Annotated in this window: 29 protein-coding genes; 16 read left to right on the top strand and 13 right to left on the bottom strand. The window is 33.8% G+C overall.

Features of this window, described 5'->3' with window-relative positions:
* Positions 1 to 5 precede the first annotated feature (5 nt).
* Entirely contained in the window at positions 6 to 758 is a 753-nt protein-coding gene (locus VI621_RS12265; RefSeq protein ID WP_324218687.1) for an ABC transporter ATP-binding protein, read from the top strand.
* Positions 759 to 766: 8 nt separating this feature from the next.
* A complete protein-coding gene (locus tag VI621_RS12260) occupies positions 767 to 1744 on the top strand; it encodes an MlaD family protein (RefSeq protein ID WP_324218686.1) in 978 nt (325 codons plus the stop codon).
* 63 nt (positions 1745 to 1807) lie between these two features.
* Here VI621_RS12260 and VI621_RS12255 read toward each other — a convergent pair whose 3' ends face one another.
* Complete coding sequence (locus VI621_RS12255; protein ID WP_324218685.1) at positions 1808 to 2437, bottom strand: porin family protein; 630 nt, start codon at positions 2435 to 2437, stop codon at positions 1808 to 1810.
* A 99-nt stretch (positions 2438 to 2536) separates the two neighbouring features.
* Positions 2537 to 3661 carry a cysteine desulfurase family protein gene (locus VI621_RS12250; RefSeq protein ID WP_324218684.1) on the bottom strand — a complete coding sequence of 375 codons (1125 nt, stop codon included), beginning with the start codon at positions 3659 to 3661 and terminating at the stop codon, positions 2537 to 2539.
* A gap of 99 nt (positions 3662 to 3760) precedes the next feature.
* On the opposite strand from VI621_RS12250, the gene VI621_RS12245 reads away from it, so the two are divergent.
* Positions 3761 to 4291 carry a hypothetical protein gene (locus VI621_RS12245; protein WP_324218683.1) on the top strand — a complete coding sequence of 177 codons (531 nt, stop codon included), beginning with the start codon at positions 3761 to 3763 and terminating at the stop codon, positions 4289 to 4291.
* 64 nt (positions 4292 to 4355) lie between these two features.
* Here the strand turns inward: VI621_RS12245 and VI621_RS12240 are convergent, their stop codons facing one another.
* Positions 4356 to 4907, bottom strand: a complete 552-nt coding sequence (locus VI621_RS12240) for a Smr/MutS family protein (protein ID WP_324218682.1) — start codon at positions 4905 to 4907, stop codon at positions 4356 to 4358.
* Positions 4897 to 5082 (bottom strand): hypothetical protein, encoded by a 186-nt coding sequence (locus VI621_RS12235; RefSeq protein WP_324218681.1) that lies wholly within the window; start codon positions 5080 to 5082, stop codon positions 4897 to 4899. The genes VI621_RS12240 and VI621_RS12235 overlap by 11 nt, the downstream gene beginning before the upstream one ends.
* A 122-nt stretch (positions 5083 to 5204) precedes the next feature.
* Between VI621_RS12235 and VI621_RS12230 the strand changes: the two genes are divergently transcribed.
* Together VI621_RS12230 and VI621_RS12225 are read left to right on the top strand one after the other, a co-directional pair.
* Positions 5205 to 5471, top strand: coding sequence for a DUF2752 domain-containing protein (locus VI621_RS12230; protein WP_324218841.1), 267 nt, complete (start codon positions 5205 to 5207; stop codon positions 5469 to 5471).
* A gap of 16 nt (positions 5472 to 5487) precedes the next feature.
* A complete protein-coding gene (locus VI621_RS12225) occupies positions 5488 to 5823 on the top strand; it encodes a CCC motif membrane protein (RefSeq protein WP_324218680.1) in 336 nt (111 codons plus the stop codon).
* A gap of 55 nt (positions 5824 to 5878) precedes the next feature.
* Here the strand turns inward: VI621_RS12225 and VI621_RS12220 are convergent, their stop codons facing one another.
* The 4 genes from VI621_RS12220 to VI621_RS12205 all read right to left on the bottom strand — a co-directional run bounded on the left by VI621_RS12220 (position 5879) and on the right by VI621_RS12205 (position 9143).
* Entirely contained in the window at positions 5879 to 6355 is a 477-nt protein-coding gene (locus VI621_RS12220) for a DUF5362 family protein (protein ID WP_324218679.1), read from the bottom strand.
* Between the two features lie 180 nt (positions 6356 to 6535).
* A complete protein-coding gene (rocD, locus tag VI621_RS12215) occupies positions 6536 to 7780 on the bottom strand; it encodes an ornithine--oxo-acid transaminase (protein ID WP_324218678.1) in 1245 nt (414 codons plus the stop codon).
* Between the two features lie 107 nt (positions 7781 to 7887).
* Positions 7888 to 8589 (bottom strand): DUF1003 domain-containing protein, encoded by a 702-nt coding sequence (locus VI621_RS12210; RefSeq protein ID WP_324218677.1) that lies wholly within the window; start codon positions 8587 to 8589, stop codon positions 7888 to 7890.
* Positions 8590 to 8732: 143 nt separating this feature from the next.
* Positions 8733 to 9143: an OsmC family protein gene (locus tag VI621_RS12205; protein WP_324218676.1), complete on the bottom strand. Its 411-nt coding sequence runs from the start codon at positions 9141 to 9143 to the stop codon at positions 8733 to 8735.
* 296 nt (positions 9144 to 9439) lie between these two features.
* Between VI621_RS12205 and VI621_RS12200 the strand changes: the two genes are divergently transcribed.
* From VI621_RS12200 to VI621_RS12180, 5 genes are all read left to right on the top strand, one after another.
* Positions 9440 to 10102, top strand: coding sequence for a hypothetical protein (locus VI621_RS12200; protein ID WP_324218675.1), 663 nt, complete (start codon positions 9440 to 9442; stop codon positions 10100 to 10102).
* A 249-nt stretch (positions 10103 to 10351) separates the two neighbouring features.
* Positions 10352 to 10852 (top strand): hypothetical protein, encoded by a 501-nt coding sequence (locus tag VI621_RS12195; protein ID WP_324218674.1) that lies wholly within the window; start codon positions 10352 to 10354, stop codon positions 10850 to 10852.
* A gap of 139 nt (positions 10853 to 10991) precedes the next feature.
* Positions 10992 to 11564, top strand: a complete 573-nt coding sequence (locus VI621_RS12190) for a hypothetical protein (protein WP_324218673.1) — start codon at positions 10992 to 10994, stop codon at positions 11562 to 11564.
* Between the two features lie 396 nt (positions 11565 to 11960).
* Entirely contained in the window at positions 11961 to 12194 is a 234-nt protein-coding gene (locus tag VI621_RS12185; RefSeq protein WP_324218672.1) for a hypothetical protein, read from the top strand.
* 2 nt (positions 12195 to 12196) lie between these two features.
* The gene (locus tag VI621_RS12180) at positions 12197 to 12421 is read left to right on the top strand and encodes a hypothetical protein (RefSeq protein WP_324218671.1); all 225 of its coding nucleotides are present in this window, start codon (positions 12197 to 12199) and stop codon (positions 12419 to 12421) included.
* 96 nt (positions 12422 to 12517) lie between these two features.
* On the opposite strand, the gene VI621_RS12175 is transcribed toward VI621_RS12180, so the two are convergent.
* Entirely contained in the window at positions 12518 to 13381 is an 864-nt protein-coding gene (locus tag VI621_RS12175; RefSeq protein ID WP_324218670.1) for an alpha/beta hydrolase, read from the bottom strand.
* A 171-nt stretch (positions 13382 to 13552) separates the two neighbouring features.
* Here VI621_RS12175 and rlmF point away from each other — a divergent pair, with 171 nt between their 5' ends.
* From rlmF to VI621_RS12160, 3 genes are all read left to right on the top strand, one after another.
* The gene (gene rlmF, locus VI621_RS12170) at positions 13553 to 14497 is read left to right on the top strand and encodes a 23S rRNA (adenine(1618)-N(6))-methyltransferase RlmF (RefSeq protein ID WP_324218669.1); all 945 of its coding nucleotides are present in this window, start codon (positions 13553 to 13555) and stop codon (positions 14495 to 14497) included.
* 69 nt (positions 14498 to 14566) lie between these two features.
* A complete protein-coding gene (gene uvrB, locus VI621_RS12165; protein ID WP_324218668.1) occupies positions 14567 to 16558 on the top strand; it encodes an excinuclease ABC subunit UvrB in 1992 nt (663 codons plus the stop codon).
* A 77-nt stretch (positions 16559 to 16635) separates the two neighbouring features.
* On the top strand, positions 16636 to 17547 hold the full coding sequence (locus tag VI621_RS12160) for a hypothetical protein (RefSeq protein ID WP_324218667.1): 912 nt from the start codon (positions 16636 to 16638) through the stop codon (positions 17545 to 17547).
* A 144-nt stretch (positions 17548 to 17691) separates the two neighbouring features.
* Here VI621_RS12160 and VI621_RS12155 read toward each other — a convergent pair whose 3' ends face one another.
* Positions 17692 to 18093, bottom strand: coding sequence for an excinuclease ABC subunit B (locus VI621_RS12155; RefSeq protein WP_324218666.1), 402 nt, complete (start codon positions 18091 to 18093; stop codon positions 17692 to 17694).
* A 61-nt stretch (positions 18094 to 18154) separates the two neighbouring features.
* On the opposite strand from VI621_RS12155, the gene VI621_RS12150 reads away from it, so the two are divergent.
* Positions 18155 to 18958: an alpha/beta hydrolase gene (locus VI621_RS12150; protein ID WP_324218665.1), complete on the top strand. Its 804-nt coding sequence runs from the start codon at positions 18155 to 18157 to the stop codon at positions 18956 to 18958.
* Positions 18959 to 19152: 194 nt separating this feature from the next.
* Positions 19153 to 19572 (top strand): DUF1456 family protein, encoded by a 420-nt coding sequence (locus VI621_RS12145; RefSeq protein ID WP_324218664.1) that lies wholly within the window; start codon positions 19153 to 19155, stop codon positions 19570 to 19572.
* A gap of 115 nt (positions 19573 to 19687) precedes the next feature.
* Here the strand turns inward: VI621_RS12145 and sucC are convergent, their stop codons facing one another.
* Positions 19688 to 20881 carry an ADP-forming succinate--CoA ligase subunit beta gene (gene sucC / locus VI621_RS12140; protein WP_324218663.1) on the bottom strand — a complete coding sequence of 398 codons (1194 nt, stop codon included), beginning with the start codon at positions 20879 to 20881 and terminating at the stop codon, positions 19688 to 19690.
* Between the two features lie 312 nt (positions 20882 to 21193).
* On the opposite strand from sucC, the gene lysA reads away from it, so the two are divergent.
* Positions 21194 to 22399, top strand: a complete 1206-nt coding sequence (lysA, locus tag VI621_RS12135; RefSeq protein ID WP_324218662.1) for a diaminopimelate decarboxylase — start codon at positions 21194 to 21196, stop codon at positions 22397 to 22399.
* 80 nt (positions 22400 to 22479) lie between these two features.
* Here lysA and pafA read toward each other — a convergent pair whose 3' ends face one another.
* Together pafA and VI621_RS12125 are read right to left on the bottom strand one after the other, a co-directional pair.
* Positions 22480 to 24096 carry an alkaline phosphatase PafA gene (gene pafA / locus VI621_RS12130; RefSeq protein ID WP_324218661.1) on the bottom strand — a complete coding sequence of 539 codons (1617 nt, stop codon included), beginning with the start codon at positions 24094 to 24096 and terminating at the stop codon, positions 22480 to 22482.
* A gap of 147 nt (positions 24097 to 24243) precedes the next feature.
* Entirely contained in the window at positions 24244 to 24675 is a 432-nt protein-coding gene (locus VI621_RS12125; RefSeq protein ID WP_324218660.1) for a hypothetical protein, read from the bottom strand.
* Positions 24676 to 24677 lie beyond the last annotated feature (2 nt).

Genomic DNA, 24677 nt, shown 5'->3' with positions numbered 1-24677 from the left:
AAATTATGAATACATCCAACTCAAATCAAGAACACATTATAGAAATCACAGACTTGAGAAAAAGTTTTGGTGACAATCATGTTTTGGATGGTTTTAATATGTATTTGAATGAAGGCGAAAACTTGGTGGTGATGGGTAAATCCGGTTCCGGAAAATCGGTTATGATAAAGTGTCTCATTGGATTAGAAGCTCCTGATAGCGGGACTATTATTGTAATGGGCAAAAATATTAATGAACTAAAACATGAGGATTTGGATGAACTTCGTACCGAAATTGGCTTTCTTTTCCAAGGAAGTGCACTTTATGATTCGATGTCCGTTCGGGAAAATTTAGAATTTCCATTAAGACGACACAAGAAAAAATTTGGAGTCATCAAAGACACCACGCCAATGGTAATGGAAGCCTTGGAAAACGTCGGTTTGGCACATACTATGAATTTAATGCCTGAAGAACTTTCCGGTGGTATGAAACGTCGAATTGCTCTTGCAAGAACTTTGATACTCCAACCAAAGATTATCCTGTATGATGAGCCTACCACTGGATTAGACCCCATAACTTCAAAAGAAATTTTATTGTTAATGACAACTATTCAGAAAAAATACAACACTTCTTCTATTATTATCACTCACGATGTGGATTGTGCCAGAGTGATTTCGAATAGAATGATTTTATTAGTCGATGGTATTAATTATGCCGAAGGTACTTTTGAAGAATTATCGGCTTCAACGGATCCAAAAGTGCAAGCATTTTTTAAATAAGTATAAAAATGGAAAAAACAACATCACAAAAAATTCGCCTTGGACTTTTTGTAATTATCGGATTATTAATTTTTGTCCTTGCGGTTTATTTTATTGGCAATGAGCAAAAAATGTTTGGAAAAACAGATCGTTTAGAAGCCGTTTTTAATAACGTTAGTGGACTGCAATTAGGCAATAACGTGCGCTATTCTGGAATAAATGTGGGAACGGTCAGAGAAATTGAAATGATTAATGACACCACTATTCGTGTAAATATGCTTATTGACAAAGCTATTTTCCGTCACATAAAGAAAGATGCCATTGCCACCATAGGTTCCGATGGTTTGGTAGGAAATGTAATTATAAATATTATTCCGGGAAAAGGTTCAGAACCACCAGTTAAACCAGGTGATCTGATTCGTTCCGTAAATCGTATTCGCACCGATGATATTTTAAACACACTCAATGTAACCAATCAAAACGCAGCGCAGCTTACAGTAGATTTACTCAAAATTACCAAAGAAATTACCCAAGGAAAAGGAACCGTTGGCTTACTGATAAATGATTCAATTATGGCAAAAGACTTAAAACAAACGATGCGTTATTTAAAATTAACCAGCAGAGGAACATCGGAATCAGTGGCGAATTTAAATAAACTTATCACTGCTTTAAATAAAAAAGACAATGTTGTAGGTGTTTTAAAAGATTCTGCTGTTGCCAATAAAATCAAAACTGTGGTTAGCAATCTAGACAAATCAAGCAACGAAATAGAGAAAGCCATTACCAATCTCAATGCAACTATTGTAAATATAAAAGACGGAAAAGGGGCTTTAAATTATCTTTCCAATGACCCAAAATTAGTCGGGAAAATAGATTCTACGATGACCAATATTAATGAAGCCAGCTCTCGTTTAAACCAAAATATGGAAGCTTTAAAACACAATTTTTTATTTCGAGGTTATTTTAAAAAACAAGAAAAAGCAAAATTAAAGGAACAGAAAAAGTAGCATATAAATTAGAAATAAAAAAATCCGCTTTATAGCGGATTTTTGGGACGAAATTGTATGTGCCTATTTCAATAAAAAGTTAACACCTATGTTAAAACTTCCTCTTGAATTTCTAATTGCCGAACCTGAATTTTCTTTAAAAATATCTGAAAAACCAGTTTGATCATCATATTCCAATGAAATTTTTAGCTTATCAGTAACCGGAATTTTCACTCCTATTCCAATTGCCAAACCAAAATCAGTGGAATTAAAAGCATCCTTAACATCCGTCCCTTTTGCAGTTTCTTCCGCACTTAAAAGAAAACCTGCATAAGGTCCAAAATTTAAGTACCAGTTTCTTTTGCTTCCAAAATGCCAATTGGCCATAACAGGAATAGTCAAATAATTCAAATTAAAATCAGTATTATAACTACCAACTGCCGGATCAAAAGAATTAATAAAACCATCATTCCAACCTTTTTGATCATAAATCATTTTCCCTTTGATACTCCATCTATTAGAAAAATAATAATCTGCTGAAGCGCCAACATTAAATCCGTTGCCTGCTTTTGTATTTTCTCCGTCAGAATTGGATACTGCTGACGAATTGTATCCTACATTAAATCCTAATTCAACATCTCCTTTAGACTGTTGTGCAAAAGTTGTAGAAGAGAACCCCAATGCAAAAAGGGCAACAATAAATAATTTTTTCATTTTTAAATTTTTTAAATTTTGGCAAATTTATCAAAATTGAATGAAAAACAATACTTAAAAGTAATCTAATTCTTATTTAAATCTATTCTTTATAAGATGTTAAATCCCTTTCAAACCACTAATAAACAAATCGATATCTTCCTTTGTGTTATAATGGCTGAATGAAATACGTAAACTTGGTTTTTTTAAGTTTTCATCCGAAAGCATCTCTGCTAATACATGCGAAGGCCTGATACTTCCTGATTGACAAGCGCTTCCTCTTGAAACTGCTATGCCTTTCATATCCAGATTAAACAACATCATAGCGATTTTATCTTCTAAAAAAGGCAATATGACATTCAAAACAGTATAAAAGCCATCTTGCGTACCATTGATCTCAAAAGCCGGAAATTCAATTTCGAGTTGTTCTATAAGATAACTTTTCAATTCGGAAATATGCTTTCTTTCAGTTTCTAAGTTTCTATAGGAAAGTTCCAAAGCTTTTGCCATTCCCACAATTTGGTGAACCGCTTCAGTTCCGGGACGTAACCCTTTTTCCTGTTCGCCACCAAAAAAAAGAGGCTGAAGACCTGAATTTTTTCTAACAAAAGCAAATCCAACTCCTTTGGGACCGTGGAATTTATGGGCACTCGCTACAATAAAATCTACAGGTAAAGTTTTCAAATCTATTTCCGTTTTCCCGACAGATTGTACGGTATCCGAATGAAACAGCGCGTTATGTTGTTGACAAATGCGCCCTACTCTATCCAAATCTAAAACAGTCCCGATTTCGTTATTCACATGCATCAGGCTGACCAAGGTTAATATTTCCTGGGAAAGCAATTCCACTAAATCGGTGATGTCTATTTCTCCGTTAGGCTTAATTGCCACATAATCTACCTGAATATCATATTCTCTTTGCAATGCCTGAACCGTATGTAAAACTGCATGATGTTCAATTTTACTAGTAATAATTCGCTTTACTTTCAAATCTCTCACCGCTGAACGAAGAATCCAATTGTTCGCTTCGGTACCGCATGAAGTAAAAATAATTTCTTGTGCCGAACAATTCAAATGCTTGGCAATTGACTTTCTGGAAAGCTCCAAAATACTTTTGGCATTTCGGCCAAAACTGTGCGTTGACGAAGGATTTCCATAATCTTCGGCCATTACTGTAGTCATTTCCTGAATCACTTCAGGGCGTATTTGGGTGGTTGCGGCGTTATCGAGATATACTTTTTTCATTGTGGCAAAGTTATGAATTTTTAGGTTTGTGATTTCATTGTGACTTCTCAATTCAAAATTCTTATTTTTTTGTTTATTTTTGTTTCAAATATGATAAATATGAAACGATTTTTGGGTTTATTGGTTTGTGCATTTATTTTTAACAGTTGCGATGATGGCGATATCACTTTGGAAAATTTCAATTTTGATACTGCTGCTGCTGTTAACGATTGTACGGTTAACAATGATTTGTATTTCAAAATTAAAAATAACGAAGCATTAATTCTACAAACTCCGGCTACATCATTCGAAAACACTGTTACACCTGTAGATACACCACGTACGCTGGTAATCAACAGTACGAATCAGGTCATATACAGGCTTTTTAGCGGGCCGGTAACCAGTACGTATTTTTGTTCTGATATTCCCGAAGCAACGCCAACGGTTTCTGACGAATGGATTGCATCCAATGGTATTGAAGGGGTAAGCGGTATTATCGAAATTACGACAACCCAAATTCTTAATCCGGATACGCAGGCGATAACCGGTTACAATCACTATATAGTTTTTAGGAATATTACTTTTTCCAATGCCGATAATTCTTTCGTTTATGAAGAATATGTTTTTGGGAATTATGTGACGACACCCTAATTTTTAAAACTCAAAATTAAAAAACTCAAATGCGGATTGCAACGATTCACATTTGAGTTTTTTTTTATTTTACATTTTGAAGAATAAAAACTTCGGTAGCACCCAATCCATATTTTTGATAATTCGCATCCTGAAAAGCAACATTATCATAACGACCCAATAGAAAATCCAATTCGGATTTTAGGATTCCTTCGCCAACACCGTGAATAAAAACGATTTTTGGAATGCGATTTTTTATGGCAAATTCGATGTGGCGTTTGGCCGTTTCTGATTGCAAAGTAAGGATGTCATAATTGCTCATTCCTCTAAAATTCGGTACCAATTTTTCGATGTGTAAATCGAACTCCGGAGCCGGAATTTCATGTTTCGATTTCTTTTCCTTAACGAAACTTCGGGCTTTTGGCTCCTCTTTTTCCTTTTTAATTTGATTTAAATTAAAACTTCCCATATCCTTGCTTAAGTCACTGGAATTGTCTACTTTAATTAATTCGTTGACAAAATAAGTCATCACGAATCCTTCCTCAGTTTCAATGGTAACTTCTTTGTTTTGTACCGAAAGGACAATACCGTTCATGGCTTCATCCAATACCGAAACCTTATCTCCTTTATTGAACATTTTCTTCTTCTTTATCTTGGTTTTTACTTGGCGTTTTGGCACTTAATCGCATCATTCCAAACATAAAAACAACAATGGCAATTACCATTACATATACATTTTTATCGGCTTTGCTTTGCTCGAACAGAGCTACCAGAATGGCGATAATCATTATCGGAATTAAAAACTTTTTCATCTCTTTAGTATCAGATTTCAAAAGTAGGAAACTTTAAAATAATAAACTTACTATTCGAGAATGATTATTTTTTTCGTAAAATTGCACCTCAAATTAACCAGATTTTGGATATAGAAAAATACATGATTCCCTGCATGAACAAAAAAATATTTGGAGTGGACTGTTTGGGATGTGGAACGCAAAGGTCCTTTATGCTTCTTCTTAATGGAGAATTTTCGGCTGCTTTTCATATGTTTCCTGCGATCTACACTACCCTGTTTTTGTTTGGTTTTTTGGGGTTGCATTTCATAGACAAATCCAGAAGTTATCACAAAATCATTATTGGACTAGCGATTACAAACGCAGTAATTATGATTATTTCTTACATTTACAAAATAACAAACTATTAACTAACTATTTTAAACCATGGAAAAAAGAAATTTACCCAATGCAACCGCCGTACTCGTTTTAGGAATATTATCAATTTTAACCTGCTGCTGCTATGGTATTATTGGATTAATATTAGGAATTATAGCATTGGTTTTGGCGAACAAAGACATGAAATTGTATCGCGAGAACCCTGAATTATATTCAAATTATCAAAACCTGAATATTGGTAAAATTTTAGCGATAATCGGAGTGGTATTGAGTGCCATTTATTTCATGGTCAATATTTATTTATATGTCGTTGTTGGCGAAGAAGGAATGAAAGATATGATGGAGAATTTGAAAGAAAAAATAGAATACGAACAAGAGCAATAAAATAAAAAATGTCCCGAAAAATTCGGGACATTTTTTATTTTACAATATTTAATGTTTATGATGCAAATGCTGCAATCCCCGCAACAATAGCTATAACAAATATTAAAGCGTAGATAGCAAAAATAACCAGCGTCAAAATTCCGATAAACTTATAATGCGATTTTAAATATTCAAAGGAAGTGGTAAGCGATTCTGTATTGTTGTCTCTGAAAGCCGCTTTCATATTTGAGGCAAATTTATTCAGGTAATATACCGGGAAAAAATAAAGCACTGCAATAACCAAGTATAGAATGGTAATAAAGGTACCTCCTAATGAGCCCATTGGATGCATACCGCCATCCATACCGCCTCCCATTTTCCCCATAGCGGCGAATATCGTTCCTGCAAAAACAGCTGCAACAACAATGAAACCAATCCCTATATACCCAAGAATGGATAAAAAATAAGCCCACTTAGCGGTTTCTTTAAGAAATCCTTTTGCGGTTTCGTTCAGTTTCATGTCAAAATTTTCTAAAGCAGCATTTTCTTCCATAGTATTGGGTTTGTTAAAAGTTAGGTTTCAAATTTAACAAAATTTTCGTACTAATAATAATACTTTTATTTAATTATCATGATTCTTAAAAAACCATAATAAATTCACATTTTCTTACTCCAAACTGTTTTAAACAAAAAAAGTCCCGATTTCTCGAGACTTTCATATCATTTTAAATGCTTATTTTTCAAATTGCTTCAATGTATTTATGATAATGTTGACGCAGTCCAGCAATTGCTCTTCGTTCATTACCAATGGTGGTGCAAAACGAATGATATTTCCGTGTGTTGGTTTTGCCAAAAGTCCGTTATCCCGCAAAGCCATACAGATATTCCAAGCCGTATCACTTTCTTCCGTATCGTTAATCACTACGGCATTTAATAAGCCTTTTCCACGTACTAGAGTCGCAATGTTTGATGTTTTGATGAACTCGTCTAATTTTGCTCTGAAAAGCTCCCCTAAATAAGTCGCATTTTCTGCTAATTTTTCGTCACGAACCACTTCAAGCGCAGCAATAGCTACTGCCGCAGCAATTGGATTTCCACCAAAAGTGGAACCATGTTGTCCCGGTTTGATCACATTCATAATCGCATCATTCGCCAAAACTGCCGAAACAGGATAAACGCCTCCTGAGATGGCTTTTCCTAAAATCAAAATATCAGGCTGTACGTTTTCGTGGTTTACGGCTAATAATTTTCCGGTTCTTGCGATTCCGGTTTGTACCTCATCGGCAATGAATAAAACATTGTATTGTTCGCAAAGTGCTTTGGCTTTTGCCAAATAACCTTCGGTTGGCACATAAACTCCCGCTTCACCCTGAATTGGCTCTACCAAGAATCCTGCGATATTTTTTGTTGATTTCAAAGTGTTTTCCAACGCTTCTAAATCATCATAAGCGATTTTGATAAATCCGGCCGTGTACGGACCAAAGTTTTTACGGGCATTTTCATCATTCGAAAACGAGATGATTGTGGTGGTTCTTCCGTGGAAATTGTTCTCACAAACGATAATTTGCGCTTCGTGTTCCGCAATTCCTTTTACTTCATACGACCATTTTCTGCATAATTTAATCGCCGTTTCTACTGCTTCGGCACCGGTATTCATTGGCAATACTTTATCGAAACCGAAATATTTGGTTACAAATTCTTCGTAAGGCCCCAATTGATCGTTATAAAAAGCACGTGAAGTCAACGTCAGTGTTTGTGCTTGTTTCATCATCGCACCAATAATTTTCGGGTGACAATGACCTTGATTTACTGCTGAATAGGCAGACAGAAAATCATAATATTTTTTACCGTCGACATCCCAGACATATACACCTTCTCCCCTGCTTAAAACTACAGGAAGCGGGTGATAATTGTGGGCACCATACTTATTTTCTAAAGCAATTATTCCTTCGGCACTGGTTTTTTCTAAAACTGACATTGTGAAATTATTTTAATTTTTCAAAATCCAATTCCTACTTATGGAGAGAAATCATCCGGTAATAGCGCAAAATTAAACATTATTCTTCGAATTTGCGACTATTGATTCTATTTCTTCACGCGGGTCAGAATATCATTCATCATTTCGATCTGAACCTTTTGGACTTCGATTAATTCTTCTTGTTGGTGCATGATTAAATGATCCAGTTTCTCATGCAGCATTCGGATTTCGAGTTCCGATTTCAGGTTAATCATATAATCCTTTTTGGCTCTTTCCCGATCTTTTTCTTCGAGACGATTCTGGCTCATCATGATTACCGGCGCTTGTAGGGCGGCCAGACAAGAAAGCATTAAATTCAATAAAATAAACGGAAAAGGATCCACTGCTTTGTTGGCGAGAATAAAGACATTTGTCAAAATCCACAACACAATAAAGACGCCAAACGAAATGATAAATTTCCAGCTTCCGCCAAAGGCAGCCACTTTATCGGCTACTTTCTGGCCATATGTTCGTTGGCCTACCTCTTCCTCTACGGTACTTACTAACGATTTATCCTCAGTTAAAGAATCGACAACCTTGTTTTCCAAAGTAGAAAGTTGCCCTATTTCTGCTAGCAAATAATCAGAAATATATTTCTCCCGATACAAATTCAGCTCTTCGATTGATATGAATTGGTCCCTGCTAAAATCAGGATAATCCTCTTTGATTAGTGTCAATATTCCATTTCGAATCATTTTTCCCGAAACTTTATCCGCCATTGGAAATTCCTTTTTCGAAAGGTCACTTATAAAAGTTTTATTCGTTTTCATGTAAATAAAATTTATACGCTAATTTAAAAATTAAAAACTTAGGAATTCACAGATTAAGGATTGATATTGTTGATTTACATTTTATTAAACGCCAAAAGCCCGTTTTACAAACAAAACGGGCTTTTTTATATAAATAATTAAGGCTAAGCTAAAGTTGCGGTCGAAGAAATGGCTGCATTTAGTACTTTGGAAACAATACATTGTTTTTCTGCTTTTGTAACTAATCCTTGAAAAACATCATCAGTAATTCCTTTAACTTTTGCATTTACCGTTAAATGTGAGGTAATAATGGTACCATCCACCAAATCGATATCACATTTAGTTTCTACACTTTCAACATCAAAACCAGCTTCGGATATATAAGCGGAAAGCTGCATCGTAAAACATCCGGCATGGGCTGCGGCAATAAGTTCTTCAGGATTGGTTCCCACGCCTTCTTCAAACCGTGATTTGAATGAATATTGGGTATTATCCAGGGTTTTGCTTTGTGTTGATAGTACTCCGGCTCCCTCTTTCAGTGAACCTTTCCAGACTGCGGTTGCATTTCTTTTCATAATTGTATGTTTTTGCTTTACTCAAATTTAGTCCTTTTTATAAAAGAATACTTTCAAAAACTATGATTTTTAACGAAAATTTAAAATTGCATCAAAACGAAACGATCATGCATCTCTACTTTTTATCAAAGAAATGACCAGAGAAAAGTGTTGTTTATGCTAAATTCAGCTTCTTTAGTCAAAAGCAAAATCTTTAAAAAGCGGCAGGTGTATTTTGAATTATAATTTCGATTGGTTTATTGTAAGTAAAACACTATGTTTGCGGACTTAAAAAAATTAACTTAAAAATCTATAAAATGAAATCCTTTAAATTTATTTTAATGCTATCGTGTGCACTTTTTTTAAATAGCTGTGCATCAGGGTACAAAACAATTGATCCAAAAAATTTGAATTACAACTCAAATACGACCAATAATTTGGTGACATTAGAGTATAAATACGATTTACTTCAAAAAAAATACGCAAAAAAAGAAGCAAAAAAAGGAGTGAAATTGGTTGCTGTTAAAATAAAAAATTATAGTGGTAAAGATTTGATTTTCGGTAAAGATGTAAAACTTACCTATGGTAGTGAAAACGAATTATACGTACTTGAAAATGAAGCAGTTTACAAATCTTTAAAACAAAGCCCCGCATCCTATTTGTGGTATTTGTTGTTAACCCCAATAGCTTTCAACACCACAAGCACAAATTCAAATGGTGCTCAGGAAATAACAAGCTCCACTCCTGTCGGAGTAGTTATCGGACCTGGATTAGCCGGTGGAAATATGATTGTTGCAAGTTCTGCTAACAAAAAATTTAAAAGAGAATTATCAGATTATAATCTTAATGGCATGACCATTAAAAATGGGGAAACCGCTTATGGTTTAATTGGTATTAAGTCCGATAATTATGATGCTATTAAAATAAAAATTGAGCAAACAGAACCAATAACACCAAAACCAGATAACGCAGGAATGTAAGCCATTTTTTTAACAACTTATTAGAGCAACTAAAACAAGTAAATTGTTGAAGTTGCTTTTTTTTATGAATATAAAGCCCTGAGAATACGGTAGTTTATTGTTAATAACTTTGGCGGATTTTAGTAAGTAAAATCGTTATATTTGTAGGAGTAAAGGAAAATTAAGTCCTGCTACAAACAATCCGTTTTTGTACGCATTGAAAAAATATTCTTGTATAAATAAGTTGTGTGTAATTATAAAACCAAAAATATGAATAGATTAAATTTAATGTTGATAATGCTTTTTTTCTTGCCAAATTTTATTTTTTGCCAAGATATTAATGATTACTCTAATGTAAAAACAAATTCTGGTGAAGTAAAAATTCCTGGAAATTGGGAGCAATTAAATACAGCGGATGACTCTGGTCAAACATATTTAAAAAATATAGATGGAGTAATTATTGCAATTGCTCAAAACCCTAAAAAATCATATCCTTTTTATAAAAGTAATAAATCAGATTTTGAAAACGTAAAATTGTTTTACACTTGGGATTCAGATTATTACAAAGAGAATAAATTCAAAACGGAAAAGATCAAAGAGAATACTGAATTAGAATATATAATTTGGAAATATAATGATAAGAAACTCGATAATGTATTTTTATTCGGTTCAGTTAAAAATAATTTTTTAAATCTACTTGTTTATACAAATAATTGGAGTGAAGATGAAAAGATAACTTTTTTAGAAAATCTATATAAATTAAACAAATAACTACACCCAACAGCGGTTTGCATCAATGGCTTAAGTTATCAGTAACAAGTTCCAACACTGGCTGCAAGCACCCGAATATTACTTGAAATACTGTTCATCGTATCTTGCATCATAAACCAACATTAAAAAAACAATGTATATGGAAGTAGCTTTTTTAATTTCTTCAATTTTTATCGTGCTTTTTGCATTGTTAGCACTATTCGATGGGTTTTATTTGCATATTCTAAAATACAAACTCCACAACAACCGGGAGAGTAGAAAGGAACATCTTACACATACCATAAGAGCCCTTTTATTTCCTTGCATTTTGTATTTCCTGTTTTTAAAACAAGATAGCAATGTCAGCTTTTATATAGGGATGTTGATTGTCGTAGTTGATATTATTATTTTAGGCACGGATGCTTATTTAGAAAAAGACAGCAGACAATTTATGGGTGGACTTCCGCGCTGGGAATATATTTTACATCTTTTTGTAAATGGTTTTCATTTTTCATCAATTGCCGTATTCCTGTCTCTGAAATTAAAACTGACAGACAGCGAAATTACAATCGTTTCCAATTTTCAACACTATCAAAGTTATGCCATCTTTAATTTGATTGTGAGCAATCTTTTGCCGGGGGCTATTTTAATTGCAATAGTTCACGTATTTGTGTCAATTCCAAAAACAGCTCTTATTTGGAATAAACTTCGACTAAAATTAACTTGTTGCTGATTATTTGCACATTTAGCGTTTAGTCAACTTTTATGAAAACTCAATCCCAATAAAAACAATATATTTACCGATACTAAGTTTAAAAATTTATGCAACAATTAAAAAATATGAAACCGGTTTATTTATACATTATTTCATGTATATTATTTACCATAGCAATCATATTCAAAGCAAAAATCCCCGTTTTATACTATATATTTTCTTTACTAGGCTTGAGTTTCTTTATTTGGGCTGTCGTAAAATATTTCCGCCACTCCAGTTAAATTCAAAATTTAGAAATAATATATTTATTTTGTATAGTGGCGCTGAATTGTATCATTGGACAATAATTAAACCGATGAAATACTTGACTTTTGAATACGGGAACCTATCAAATTGATTTTAATCAAAAATTTCATGACTAATAAAGAAAGAAAGCCAAACAAATCAAAATTATTATTTGGCATAGCAAGTTCGATGCTTTTTACGATTTTAGGAGTCTACTTGTATTCAACAAAATCTGAACAAAGCGATAGTTTAAACCCAACTTTTGTAAAAAATATTGGGATAATATGCATTGTATTTTTTGGCATAACCTGCATTATTGGTTTAAAAAAACTCCTTACTAAAAGTAATAAAGTAAACGGTTAATTATGACAAAATTATTCTACTTCAAAATAACTTTTCTATCACTTACAGCAGGGATATTTGCAGGTTCATTTGTTTATGGATTATTTGGTATTGATTTTACAAAAACTGATTTATTATTTAAACTATTTTTAAAATCATTGATAATTGGAATAACCGTTGGTCTTATTCTAGGTGTTTTGAATATGTTTTTTAAAATTGGAAATTTCCAAAAAAAAGAAAATAGCTAAAAGGCAAATCACCGGAGTATTAATAAAACTGAAAAACGAAAATTGCGAAACCAAAACCAGAAAAGTTTGCACTGCATCATAAAATCAAATTTGTAATTACAATTTCAATAAGGCATTCCTAATGATGTCAAAATGGGTCCAAGGAATAAAATGATCTGCATTTTCAATAGAGATAACATCCATAGATTTGGCATTGATGAACTCCTTTTTCATAAAAGCAACATTACTATAAGGTACCAATCTGTCTTTTGTTCCATGAATAATAGTAATATCAGATATAATATTTTTCAGAAAAGGTTTCAAATCTACTAAATCCTGTTTCAACCACCACAATTCGTCATTTGCGGGCCGCAATGCACCGGGAATTAAATATCGAAGCGGTTTCTTTTTTATAAAATACCGCCAATTTTCAGGTTCTTCAGCGCTTGGATCAAGAGAACCGGACAAAATAACCAAGTGCTGGTATTTATTAGGTTCATCAATAGCCATTTTCGCAATTATGGGTCCGCCCAAAGAATGACCGACAAGCGCAATTGGTTTCTTATTATTCACTGTTTTTAAGAAATCGGCAATCAATTTGGCTTGGGTTTTCAAATCTTCGGCCTCTCCAAAATCACTATAGCCAAAACCAGGTCTGTCAATGGCAATCATTCTGTATTTTCGAAGTAAAAGTGTATCAATCAGAAGTTTTTTATAGGCATTCCAACTTCCGGGCGAACCGTGAATAAAAACCAAAGTTGGTTTGTTTTCCTGTCCAGTTTGTATATAGTGAAGCTGATGTTCATCGATAACGACACTTTTATCTAAAAAATCGATTTTGGCAGTATTGAAAAAAGCTTTCGTTTTTTTAGGTGAAGTACGCATCGTCATGCATGATTGACACATAATAATATAGGAAAGTACCAGCCCAAATAGAATGTATTTTATTTTAAATCGAGATTTTACGGACGTATTCGGCATAAAATAATTACAATTTTAATTTATTTAAAAGTAGACAATTTTTAATTTCAAACACAAAAAAGTGCCTTTTAATACTTTATAATCAATAATTAAAATAGTTCCTTTTTATATAACCAAACTTCTGATTTTTAACAAAAATGGATTGCTTATCTTTGCATCGAAATGGAAAAAATGAAACCGAAAATAATTACCGAAAAGACCAATTTACATCCAAGAAACAAACATCGATTAGGGTACGACTTCAATAAATTAATTTTGATTTGTCCTGAACTTGGGGGATTTGTCGCTAAAAATCAATACGATATTGAGACCATAGATTTCAGTAATCCTGAAGCCGTAAAAACATTAAACAAAGCGTTGTTAATAGCTGATTACGATATTCAAAACTGGGATATTCCTCAAAATTATCTTTGTCCGCCGATTCCCGGAAGAGCCGATTATATTCATTATATCGCCGATTTATTGGCTTCAAGTAATAATGGAATTATTCCCGAAGGCGATACCGTTCAAGGTTTGGACATCGGTATTGGTGCGAATTGTATTTATCCGATAATAGGGAATTCCGTTTATGGATGGAGTTTCGTTGGAACCGATATTGATGAAGTTGCCATTCAAAATTGTAAAAAAATCATTGAAGTCAATCCAAAATTGATTGATGCCATCAGTTTACAATTACAGATTGAGGCACGTTTTATTTTTAAAAACATCATGGAGTCGGAAGATAAATTTGCTTTCACTATATGCAATCCCCCGTTTCATGCTTCACAAGATGAAGCGACAAAAAGCACGATTAGAAAAATCAATAATTTAGAAAACACAAAAACCACAAAACCTATTTTGAATTTTGGTGGACAAAATGCAGAATTATGGTGTGAAGGTGGTGAATTGGGTTTCATAACCCAAATGATTTATGAAAGTGTAAAGTATCCAAAACAATGTTTTTGGTTTACTACGTTGGTTTCCAAAAAAGACAACCTTTCCAGTATATATAAAACATTGAACAAAGTAAATGCGGTGGAAGTAAAAACAATTGATATGTCGCAAGGTCAAAAAAATAGTCGAATTGTAGCCTGGACTTTTTTGAGTAAAACGCAACAAGAACTCTGGAAATTTTAAGTTTTCCTAAACATTTTTCAATAGAATTCCAATGTAACTTTGTCAATCTCAATTTTTTGCCCCAAATAAATGAAATTCCAAGTTGTATCCGATTATCAGCCAAAAGGCGACCAGCCACAAGCCATTGAAAAATTAGCCCAAGGTTTGGTTGATGGCGAAAAATTCCAAACCTTATTAGGTGTCACCGGTTCCGGAAAAACGTTTACTGTGGCCAATGTGATTGAAGAAGTGCAAAGACCGACTTTGGTTTTGGCACACAACAAAACGTTAGCGGCGCAATTGTATTCGGAATTCAAGCAATTTTTTCCGAATAATGCAGTGGAATATTTCGTTTCCTACTACGATTATTACCAACCGGAAGCTTTTATACCTGCAACCGGCGTTTTTATCGAGAAAGATTTGTCTATCAATGCTGAGTTGGAAAAAATGCGTTTAAGCACTACTTCCTCCCTACTTTCAGGCCGTCGGGACATTATTGTCATTGCATCGGTTTCTTGTTTATATGGTATTGGAAATCCAGTGGAATTTCAGAAAAATGTGATTACGGTTGAAAAAAACCAAGTCATTTCCCGAACCAAATTATTACATCAGTTAGTACAAAGCTTATATGCCCGTACAGAAGCCGAATTTACAGCCGGAAACTTCAGAATCAAAGGCGACACGGTAGAAATATTCCCGAGTTATGCGGATGAACCATTCCGAATTCATTTTTTTGGCGATGAAATTGAAGAAATTGAGGTTTTCGACATCAAGACTTCTCAAGTCATTGAAAAATACGAAAAACTGACCATTTATCCGGCCAATATGTTTGTGACTTCACCCGATGTGTTGCAAAATGCGATTTGGGAAATCCAACAGGATTTAGTAAAACAAGTTGATTATTTCAAGGAAATTGGTAAACATCTCGAAGCGAAACGGTTGGAAGAACGCACCAATTTCGATTTAGAAATGATTCGCGAATTAGGCTATTGTTCCGGAATTGAAAATTACTCCCGTTATCTGGATGGTCGTTTACCAGGAACCAGACCGTTTTGTTTGTTGGATTATTTTCCAAAAGATTTTTTGATGGTAGTTGACGAAAGTCACGTGACGCTTTCGCAAGTGCATGCCATGTATGGCGGTGATAGAAGCAGAAAAGAAAATCTGGTAGATTATGGTTTCCGACTTCCCGCAGCAATGGACAATCGTCCGTTGAAATTTGAGGAATTTGAAGCGATGCAAAACCAAGTAATTTATGTTTCGGCAACTCCGGCGGATTATGAATTGCAAAAAACGGATGGTGTGGTTGTCGAACAAGTCATTCGCCCGACAGGATTATTGGATCCCGTTATTGAAGTACGACCAAGTTTGAACCAAATTGATGATTTAATTGAAGAAATCCAATTACGTTGCGAAGCGGATGAACGTGTTTTGGTAACGACTTTAACCAAAAGAATGGCGGAAGAACTGGCGAAATACTTAACAAAAGTTTCCATTCGTTGTCGTTATATTCATTCCGATGTGGATACTTTGGAACGTATTGAAATTATGCAGGATCTGCGAAAAGGAATTTTCGATGTTTTGATTGGTGTAAATTTACTTCGTGAAGGTTTGGATTTACCCGAAGTCTCCTTGGTAGCCATTTTGGATGCTGACAAAGAAGGATTCTTGAGAAGTCATCGTTCCCTGACCCAAACTATTGGACGTGCAGCGAGAAACCTCAACGGAAAAGCGATTATGTATGCGGATAAAATCACAAACAGCATGCAAAAAACGATTGATGAAACCAATTACCGCAGAACCAAACAAATTAATTTTAATGTTGCGAATAATATCACTCCGCAGGCTTTAAACAAAAAAATAGAAAGCGCTTTCACCAAAAATCCTTTGGTCGAATACGAATTAGGCCACACGCTTCTAAATAAAGCTGCAGAACCAGACACCACCTACATGTCTAAACCTGAAATTGAAAAAATCATTCGGGAAAAACGCAAATCGATGGAAAAAGCGGCGAAAGATTTAGATTTCATGCAAGCCGCCAAGTTGCGTGATGAAATAAAACAATTACAGGAAAAAATGTGATTTTTCTTTCATATTATTATTATTTTTTCATAATCATTTATAATGCTCTATATTCACAAAAAATAAAACATTATAAAATGATAAAAAAATTCAGCAGTTTAGTAAGTTTAATCCTTATTGCAACATTATTTTCATGTACAACTAGTAATCCTGGTCCTTCCAGTACTCCCTCGACAATTACTGCTACCATTGACGGGCAATCATGGGCATCAATTAACGGTGGAGCCATTGCAAATGTCCAAAGTATAGATGTAAACGGTCAAGATGTTATGGTACTTCAAATAATTGGAGTCAAAATGGACCAATCGAGTGTAAGTATGCAATTCCCTATCGACAATTTAGCTGTAGGTACTTATACTTTCTCTAGTGATTCAGGAGGAGCTTTGACTTATAGTACTCCTTCAGCAACAAATATTTATACAAGTTCACAAAACACAGGCGTTTTTACCATTACAATTACCGATTTAAATTTGACAACGGGTACTTTTTCAGGTACTTTTTCAGGTACATTGTTTGATTTTAACGGAGATAGTATTGCTATCACAAATGGAGAATTAAATACAATTACATACATGAATTCTCAGTTATACAGTAATGGATTTATGAGTTTGTCAAGAAATGGTGGTGCCATTTTCACAATGGATGACTCTGAGAGTGATGCAAAATATCTAATGATTTCAGAAAATTCTTTTACTAATTCCGTTTCATTATTTGGAAACAATGCTAATTTAGATGCCGACTTTGGAATATACAGTTTAACTTTTCCAAAAGACGTTACCCCAGGCACATACAATTTAATGACTAATTCAGATTTTGGTGCTGGTATTAGCAACTCAGAAACTCAGGCCGAATTCAATTTAACAAGCGGTACAGCAACGATTACCTCGCACAATGGCAATAATGTAGTGGGTACGTTTAGTTTTAATGCTTCAAACGGAACTGAAACAGTGACCATTACTAATGGAAGTTTTGATGTAACCCACAACTAAGAATCTTAAGCATACTTATACTAAAAAGCGGAACTGACAACAGTTCCGCTTTTTTTATTTAATGCCCTTATATTCGAGATAGATCAAAAACTGAAGTAAAAACAGCAAAATTACGTGATGCTATTAAAGCACTTCAAGAAAAAATTAATTGTGCTGTTCCTGAAAAACAGCAAGTATCACTTCGGGTTCAACCAAATTATCGGGTGATTCTTCCATTGTTTTAAGAATCCTTTTCGTTGCATTAGGGTTTAGTCCCATTTTGATGCCGATTTCTTTTATGGAAATGAGTTCATTTTCATGTAATACATCATCAATATGCATTAATAAAGCCAATCTGTAAAAGTGTATCACCCTGTGAAATTCATCCTTTATTGCAGTAAACTCATCTCTTTTTCTGAATAAATCTAAAAATGCTGGTTTCTCAATTTGTAATTCGATTGAAACTAATAAAAGAAGATCATACTCATTATCATGTAATTCCCCATCTACAATTGCGAAAGCAATCATTTCAGAAAGTAAACTTATTTTTTCATCGCGTGTATTCATCAAATTATTATTTTTAGCAAAAATATTGTTTTTAAAATTAAAAAAACTCAAAACTCAAATAATGATTCTACGACCTATACTATTTCTTATCTGCTTTTTTGCAATTGGAAAAACTTTGGCTCAGGAAAGCACCGCCACAAAACAAGTTTCCACATTTTCAATTGAATCTCCACAATTACAAACAACCAAGAAAATCTGGGTTTATTTGCCAAAAAATTATACCGGTTCAAAAAAGAAGTTTCCGGTAATTTATATGCATGATGCCCAAAATTTATTTGATGCCAAAACTTCTTATGTAGGTGAATGGAATGTAGATGAAAAATTAGACAGTCTGAATGCGCAAGTAATTATCGTAGGAATAGAACATGGCAATGACAAACGAATGGAAGAACTGACACCGTACAAAAATGAAAAATATGGCGGTGGAAAAGCCGATGCTTATTTAGATTTTATTGTAAAAACGCTGAAACCGCAAATTGATAAAAATTACCGAACAAAACCGAGTTCCAAAAACACAACCATTATGGGAAGTTCTTTGGGCGGATTGGTTTCATATTATGCTGTTTTAAAATATCCGGAAGTATTTGGCAAAGCAGGTATTTTCTCTCCATCATTTTGGTTTTCCGAAGAAATTTATGATTTAACCCAAAAAACAAAAAAAATGAAATCAAAAATCTATTTTCTTTGCGGAGACAGCGAAAGTGATGATATGGTTTCAGATTTAAATAAAATGGACAAACTGGTTTCACAAAAACGATGCAATTGCTTGAATTTGACAAAAAAAGTGATAGTAAAAGGCGGAAAACATAACGAAAAATTATGGCGTGATGGATTTTCAAAAGCCATTTTGTGGCTTGGCTATTAATTCGGATTTTGATACTAAATACTTCTAAAAGCAATTCTATTTTTCTTAAAAAAGTTTCTTTTAATGATGAAATTATTAATCTTAATTCTTTGTGAAGTATATCTTACTTCAGTCAGAGCTATAAAAACTAGTTAATCTATAAAGACTTTAGCCAAATAAATATTCTATCTTTGCCTTTTAAAATGTAATATAAAATGACAAACAACGATATCCTAAAAAAATTACGTGTAGCCTTAATGCTTCGTGATGATCAAATAGTTGAAATATTAGAATTGGTAGATTTCAGAATTTCAAAATCAGAATTGGGTGCTTTTTTCCGTGCGGAAGACCATGAAAACTATATGGAATGTGGCGACCAAGTATTGCGTAATTTCTTAAATGCATTGGTATTGCACTTGCGTGGAACAAAAGAAAATCCAAAGAACCCTTCTGATGTTTTGAATAAAAATAAAACAGAAGTAAAATCGAATATCGGCGGTCAAGACCCCGAAAAATCGAGAGGCGACAAAGAACCAGCTAAAAAACCATACAAAAAACAAGCCCCAAACAAACCTACTCCGAAAGTTCAGGTAGCAGAGAAAGTACAATACAAAAATGGTAAGAATAAAAAATAATCCCAATTTTATTTTTATATCATATAAATAACAAAAAAATCCTGAGCTTTCACTCAGGATTTTTTATTTGTAGTAAAGACGCATCGCAGTGCTTCTCTACATGATAATGTATATATTAAGATAAAGCTGCTTTTACCTGATCCGCTGCTTCTTGGAATTCAACTGCAGATAAAATTGGCATTCCAGAATTATCGATTAATTCTTTAGCAATCTCAGCATTGGTTCCTTGCAAACGAACAATGATTGGCACTTTTATAGCGTCACCCATGTTTTTGTAAGCATCAACAACACCTTGAGCTACACGGTCACAACGAACGATACCTCCAAAAATGTTAATCAAAATTGCTTTTACATTTGGATCTTTCAAGATAATACGGAAAGCCAACTCAACACGTTTTGCATCAGCAGTTCCACCTACGTCAAGGAAGTTAGCTGGTTCAAAACCTGCATGTTTAATTAAATCCATAGTTGCCATTGCCAATCCGGCTCCGTTTACCATACATCCAACATTTCCATCTAAATCCACATAGTTCAATCCTGCTTCTTTTGCTTCAACTTCGATTGGATTTTCCTCACGAACATCACGCATTTCAGCATATTTTCTTTGTCTGAACAAAGCGTTGTCATCTAAATTTACTTTAGCATCAACCGCAATAATTTTGTTATCAGATGTTTTCAAAACCGGATTGATTTCAAACATAGAAGCATCAGAACCAATATAAGCATTGTATAAAGCAGCCACAAATTGTGTCATTTCTTTGAATGCATTTCCTGATAATCCTAAATTGAAAGCAATTCTTCTAGCTTGAAAACCTTGCAATCCAACAGTTGGGTCAATTTCTTCCGTAAAAATTAAATGAGGAGTATGTTCAGCCACTTCTTCAATATCCATTCCACCTTCAGTAGAATACATAATCATGTTACGACCTCTTGCTCTATTTAATAAAACAGACATATAAAATTCTGAAGTTTCACTTTCACCAGGATAATAAACATCCTCAGCAACTAAAACCTGGTGTACTTTTTTACCTTCTGCAGAAGTTTGTGGCGTTATCAATTGCATTCCAATGATCTGTTGTGCAATTTCTTCTACTTGCTGCAAATTTTTAGCAAGCTTCACTCCTCCACCTTTTCCACGACCACCTGCGTGAACTTGTGCTTTAATAACGTGCCATCCCGTTCCCGTTTCAGCAGTTAATTGTTTTGCAGCAGCAACCGCCTCTAATGGGTTGTTGGCAACATAACCACGTTGAACTTTCACACCATAACTGGCTAATATCTCTTTTCCTTGGTATTCGTGTATATCCATAATGAAGTTTTTGACTTTTTTAAAAGTGCTACAAAAATAACAAATTTCATCTAATATATAGACTCATTCTATTTTTTTATTTGAAGCTGTTTCCAGCTGTCCGCTTTATCTTTTTGTGGCCGAAAAAAGTCATAAAAAGAATACCGCTCCCATCTGGGCTAAAAAATCGTAATGCATAGATTGTTTTTTCTAAAAATACAACCAAACTACATGGTGTTATATATATAACATTTAGTTATATTTTTCTTAATTACTGTTTTTTAATTTTGTAACTAATTTATATCTACTAAATTTGCATAAAAAATTAATCTAATGGAATCCAATCAATTACTTTCAGTAGCAGAAGAATTTGGCAGTCCGGTTTATGTATATGATGCCGCGAAAATTCAATCACAGTACCAACGTTTAACAAATGCTTTTTCTAAGGTAGAAAAATTGCGCATTAATTATGCAGTTAAGGCATTGTCGAACCTATCCATACTGAAGCTACTAAAACAGATGGGATCCGGACTTGACACTGTTTCAATTCAAGAAGTTAAATTAGGATTGCATGCGGGATTTTCTCCTGACATGATCATTTATACCCCAAACGGTGTTTCCTTGGATGAAATTGAAGAAGTAGCTCAAATGGGTGTTCAGATTAATATTGACAACCTTTCTATTTTAGAGCAGTTTGGAACAAAACATCCAAAAATTCCGGTATGTATTCGTATCAATCCACATGTAATGGCGGGTGGAAATTCTAATATTTCTGTGGGACATATCGACAGTAAATTCGGTATATCCATTCACCAATTGCCGCACATTCTGCGAATTGTTGAAAACACTAAAATGCATATCAATGGAATTCATATGCATACGGGTTCTGATATATTGGATATCGAAGTTTTTTTATATGCAGCCGAAATCCTTTTCGATACTGCGAAACATTTCAAAACTTTAGATTTTATCGATTTTGGAAGCGGATTTAAAGTCCCTTATAAAAAAGGAGATATTGAAACCAATATAGAAGAAATGGGTAAAAAACTCACCAAACGTTTCAATGCCTTTGAAAAAGAATACGGAAGACCATTAACCTTGACTTTCGAGCCCGGAAAATTTTTAGTGAGCGAAGCAGGTTATTTCCTGGCAAAAGTGAATGTAGTAAAACAAACTACATCTACTGTTTTTGCAGGAATTGATTCAGGTTTTAATCATTTAATTCGCCCGATGTTATATGGCGCAGAACATCATATAGACAATATTTCAAATCCAAAAGGTAAAGAACGTTTCTATTCTGTAGTAGGTTATATTTGTGAAACCGATACCTTTGCAAGCAACCGAAGAATCTCCGAAATTAAAGAAGGTGATATTCTTTGCTTTAGAAATGCCGGTGCTTATTGTTTCTCCATGGCTTCCAATTATAATTCCAGATACAAACCAGCCGAAGTACTTTGGAAAGATGGAAAAGCACATCTGATCCGCGAAAGAGAAACTTTTGAAGATATTTTAAGAAATCAAATTGAGATTGAAATTTAATCGCAATTTTCAGGATACAAAAAATCCCGTTCGACTAACGAACGGGATTTTTTTTAAGATTATCTACAAATAAAAACTGCTTATTTTTTATCAAAAAGCTCTTCCAAAACCTCAGCTTCTGTTCCGTTAGGAAATGGAATCTTTATTAATTGCGCCACAGTTGGTGTAATTTGTGTGATGTATTTCTTTGCATGAGTTGCTCCTTTTTTCACATTCCATCCGTAGAACAGTAAAGGAACATGCGTATCATAACTGTTAGGCGTTCCGTGCGTTGTTCCTGTAATGCCATATTCCATGTAACCCGCTTTTTCTAAAATGACCATATCTCCGTTTTGTGAAGGATCATAGCCTTTGGAGATAAAATTGAGAAAATAATCATTTCCCGTAGAAGCTAAAATTTCTTCTTCGGTATAAACTCTTTTCACTTCCTCTTGTTTCATTAAATATTCTTTGAAACTTTGTTTTACTTTAGACAATTCGAGTCCTTTCGCTTTGATGGTTTCTTTATTAAAATACAGGTTAAAATTAGAATAATCCAATACCAAATCAGTACCAAAAGTATCGGTAGAAAACTTTTTTAAACCGGCAACAACATCTTTAGAATTAACATTTTTCACATTGTACTTGTTGTCTCTCAAATAACTGGCGTTTACTGCTCCGGCATGATCCGCGGTTAAAAACAATAAATAATTATCTTTCCCAACAGTCTTGTCCAGATAAGTTAAAAGCGTCGCCAAGGTTTGATCTAAACGCAAATACGTATCTTGTAATTCCATAGAATGAGGACCAAAAACGTGCCCGATATAATCTGTAGAAGAAAAACTAACTGCCAGAAAATCGGTAATTTCATCTTTCCCTAATGCTTCTTTTTCAATCGCTCTAATGGCTAATTCTGCCAATAAATCATTCCCAAAAGGGGTTGTACGTAAAACGCCTGCATTGGATTTATCATAAATGTGTTTTAAATTATATGGAAAAACCGACTCAACGCTCTTGTGCAATTTCCCTTCATATGGATTTTTGTCTGCTAGACTTTCGTTATAAATTTCTTTTGGTTTCAATAAATCCCATCCTTTTGTGATGTAAGACATGTATCTTTTCTCATTATTGAATTCAGTTACCCAATCCGGCAATTTTTCACCATAAAAAGTACTCGAAATAAAAGATCCGGTTTTGCTGAACCATAAAGCCGAATTGGCAAAATGACCCGCTGGTAAAATAGCCCCGCGATCTTTGATACTCATACCGATAACTTTTCCTTTAAAATTAGTAGCCATGCGCAATTCATCCGTAATCGTAGTACTTTGAAGATTTTTTGGAGACATCGCCCCTTCTTCTGCAGTACCATCACCAATAGTTTTTACCGAAACATCATCGGTACAATACATCTCTTTACCTAATGTCCTATTAAACCAGTCATTGCCCATAATTCCGTGCGTCGAAGGGGTTGTTCCGGTATAAACAGAAGCATGACCGGGTGCTGTATAAGTAGGCATAAAATTAAAATGCGTGTTGTGAAAAGTATAACCGCTACCCATTATCCTTTTGAAACCATTATCAGAAAAATCATCTGAGAAACGATATAAATATTCCATTTTCATCTGATCTACTACTATACCAACTACCAATTTCGGGCGGTCTTGGGCTAACATATTTAATGATACTATAAATATCAAAAACAAAATTAATTTTTTCATGTACATTTTTTATTTACGCAAAAATACGTATTAGATTTAAAATAAATCTCATTAAGAAGTTAAGAAAATATTTGCATTACATAATCCAATTGTTTCGGAAGAGAAAATAAAAAAACCGCTGATGAGCGGTTTTTTTATGATTTACAGTTACTGTTTATCACTTTTTTCGGGAAAATTGACAATATTATAAACAATGATTACATTTTTCTGATTGATATAAAGTTGCTTTCTATTATCCTGATTTTTACGGGTAATTATCGAAATAGTAAATTTTTCACCATCGATATCTTTACAGGTAAATGGATATATTTCATCAGTTTCACTCTCTTCCTTGTCCTGATAATCTAGAATTTCATACAATTGAATTTCTTGAGAATAAACAATAATCCTATTCTTATTGGTATCTAAAGTAACAACCAGATTTACTAATTGTAAATCAGACCATTTTCCCCATTTCCCTTTCTCGTCTTTCTCCAAAACGCTATAACCAGTTGTTTGGAATTTATAAACCTGACTATACGATTGTTGCATTCCAATGACTAGGAATAAGAGAATTACAAACGTTTTTATTTTTTTCATTT

Origin of the sequence: Flavobacterium sp. (genome assembly GCF_035292545.1) — a bacterium.
Taxonomy (GTDB): domain Bacteria; phylum Bacteroidota; class Bacteroidia; order Flavobacteriales; family Flavobacteriaceae; genus Flavobacterium.
The sequence above is the reverse complement of the archived record's forward strand: the minus strand, read 5'-3'. Positions and strand labels throughout refer to the sequence as shown.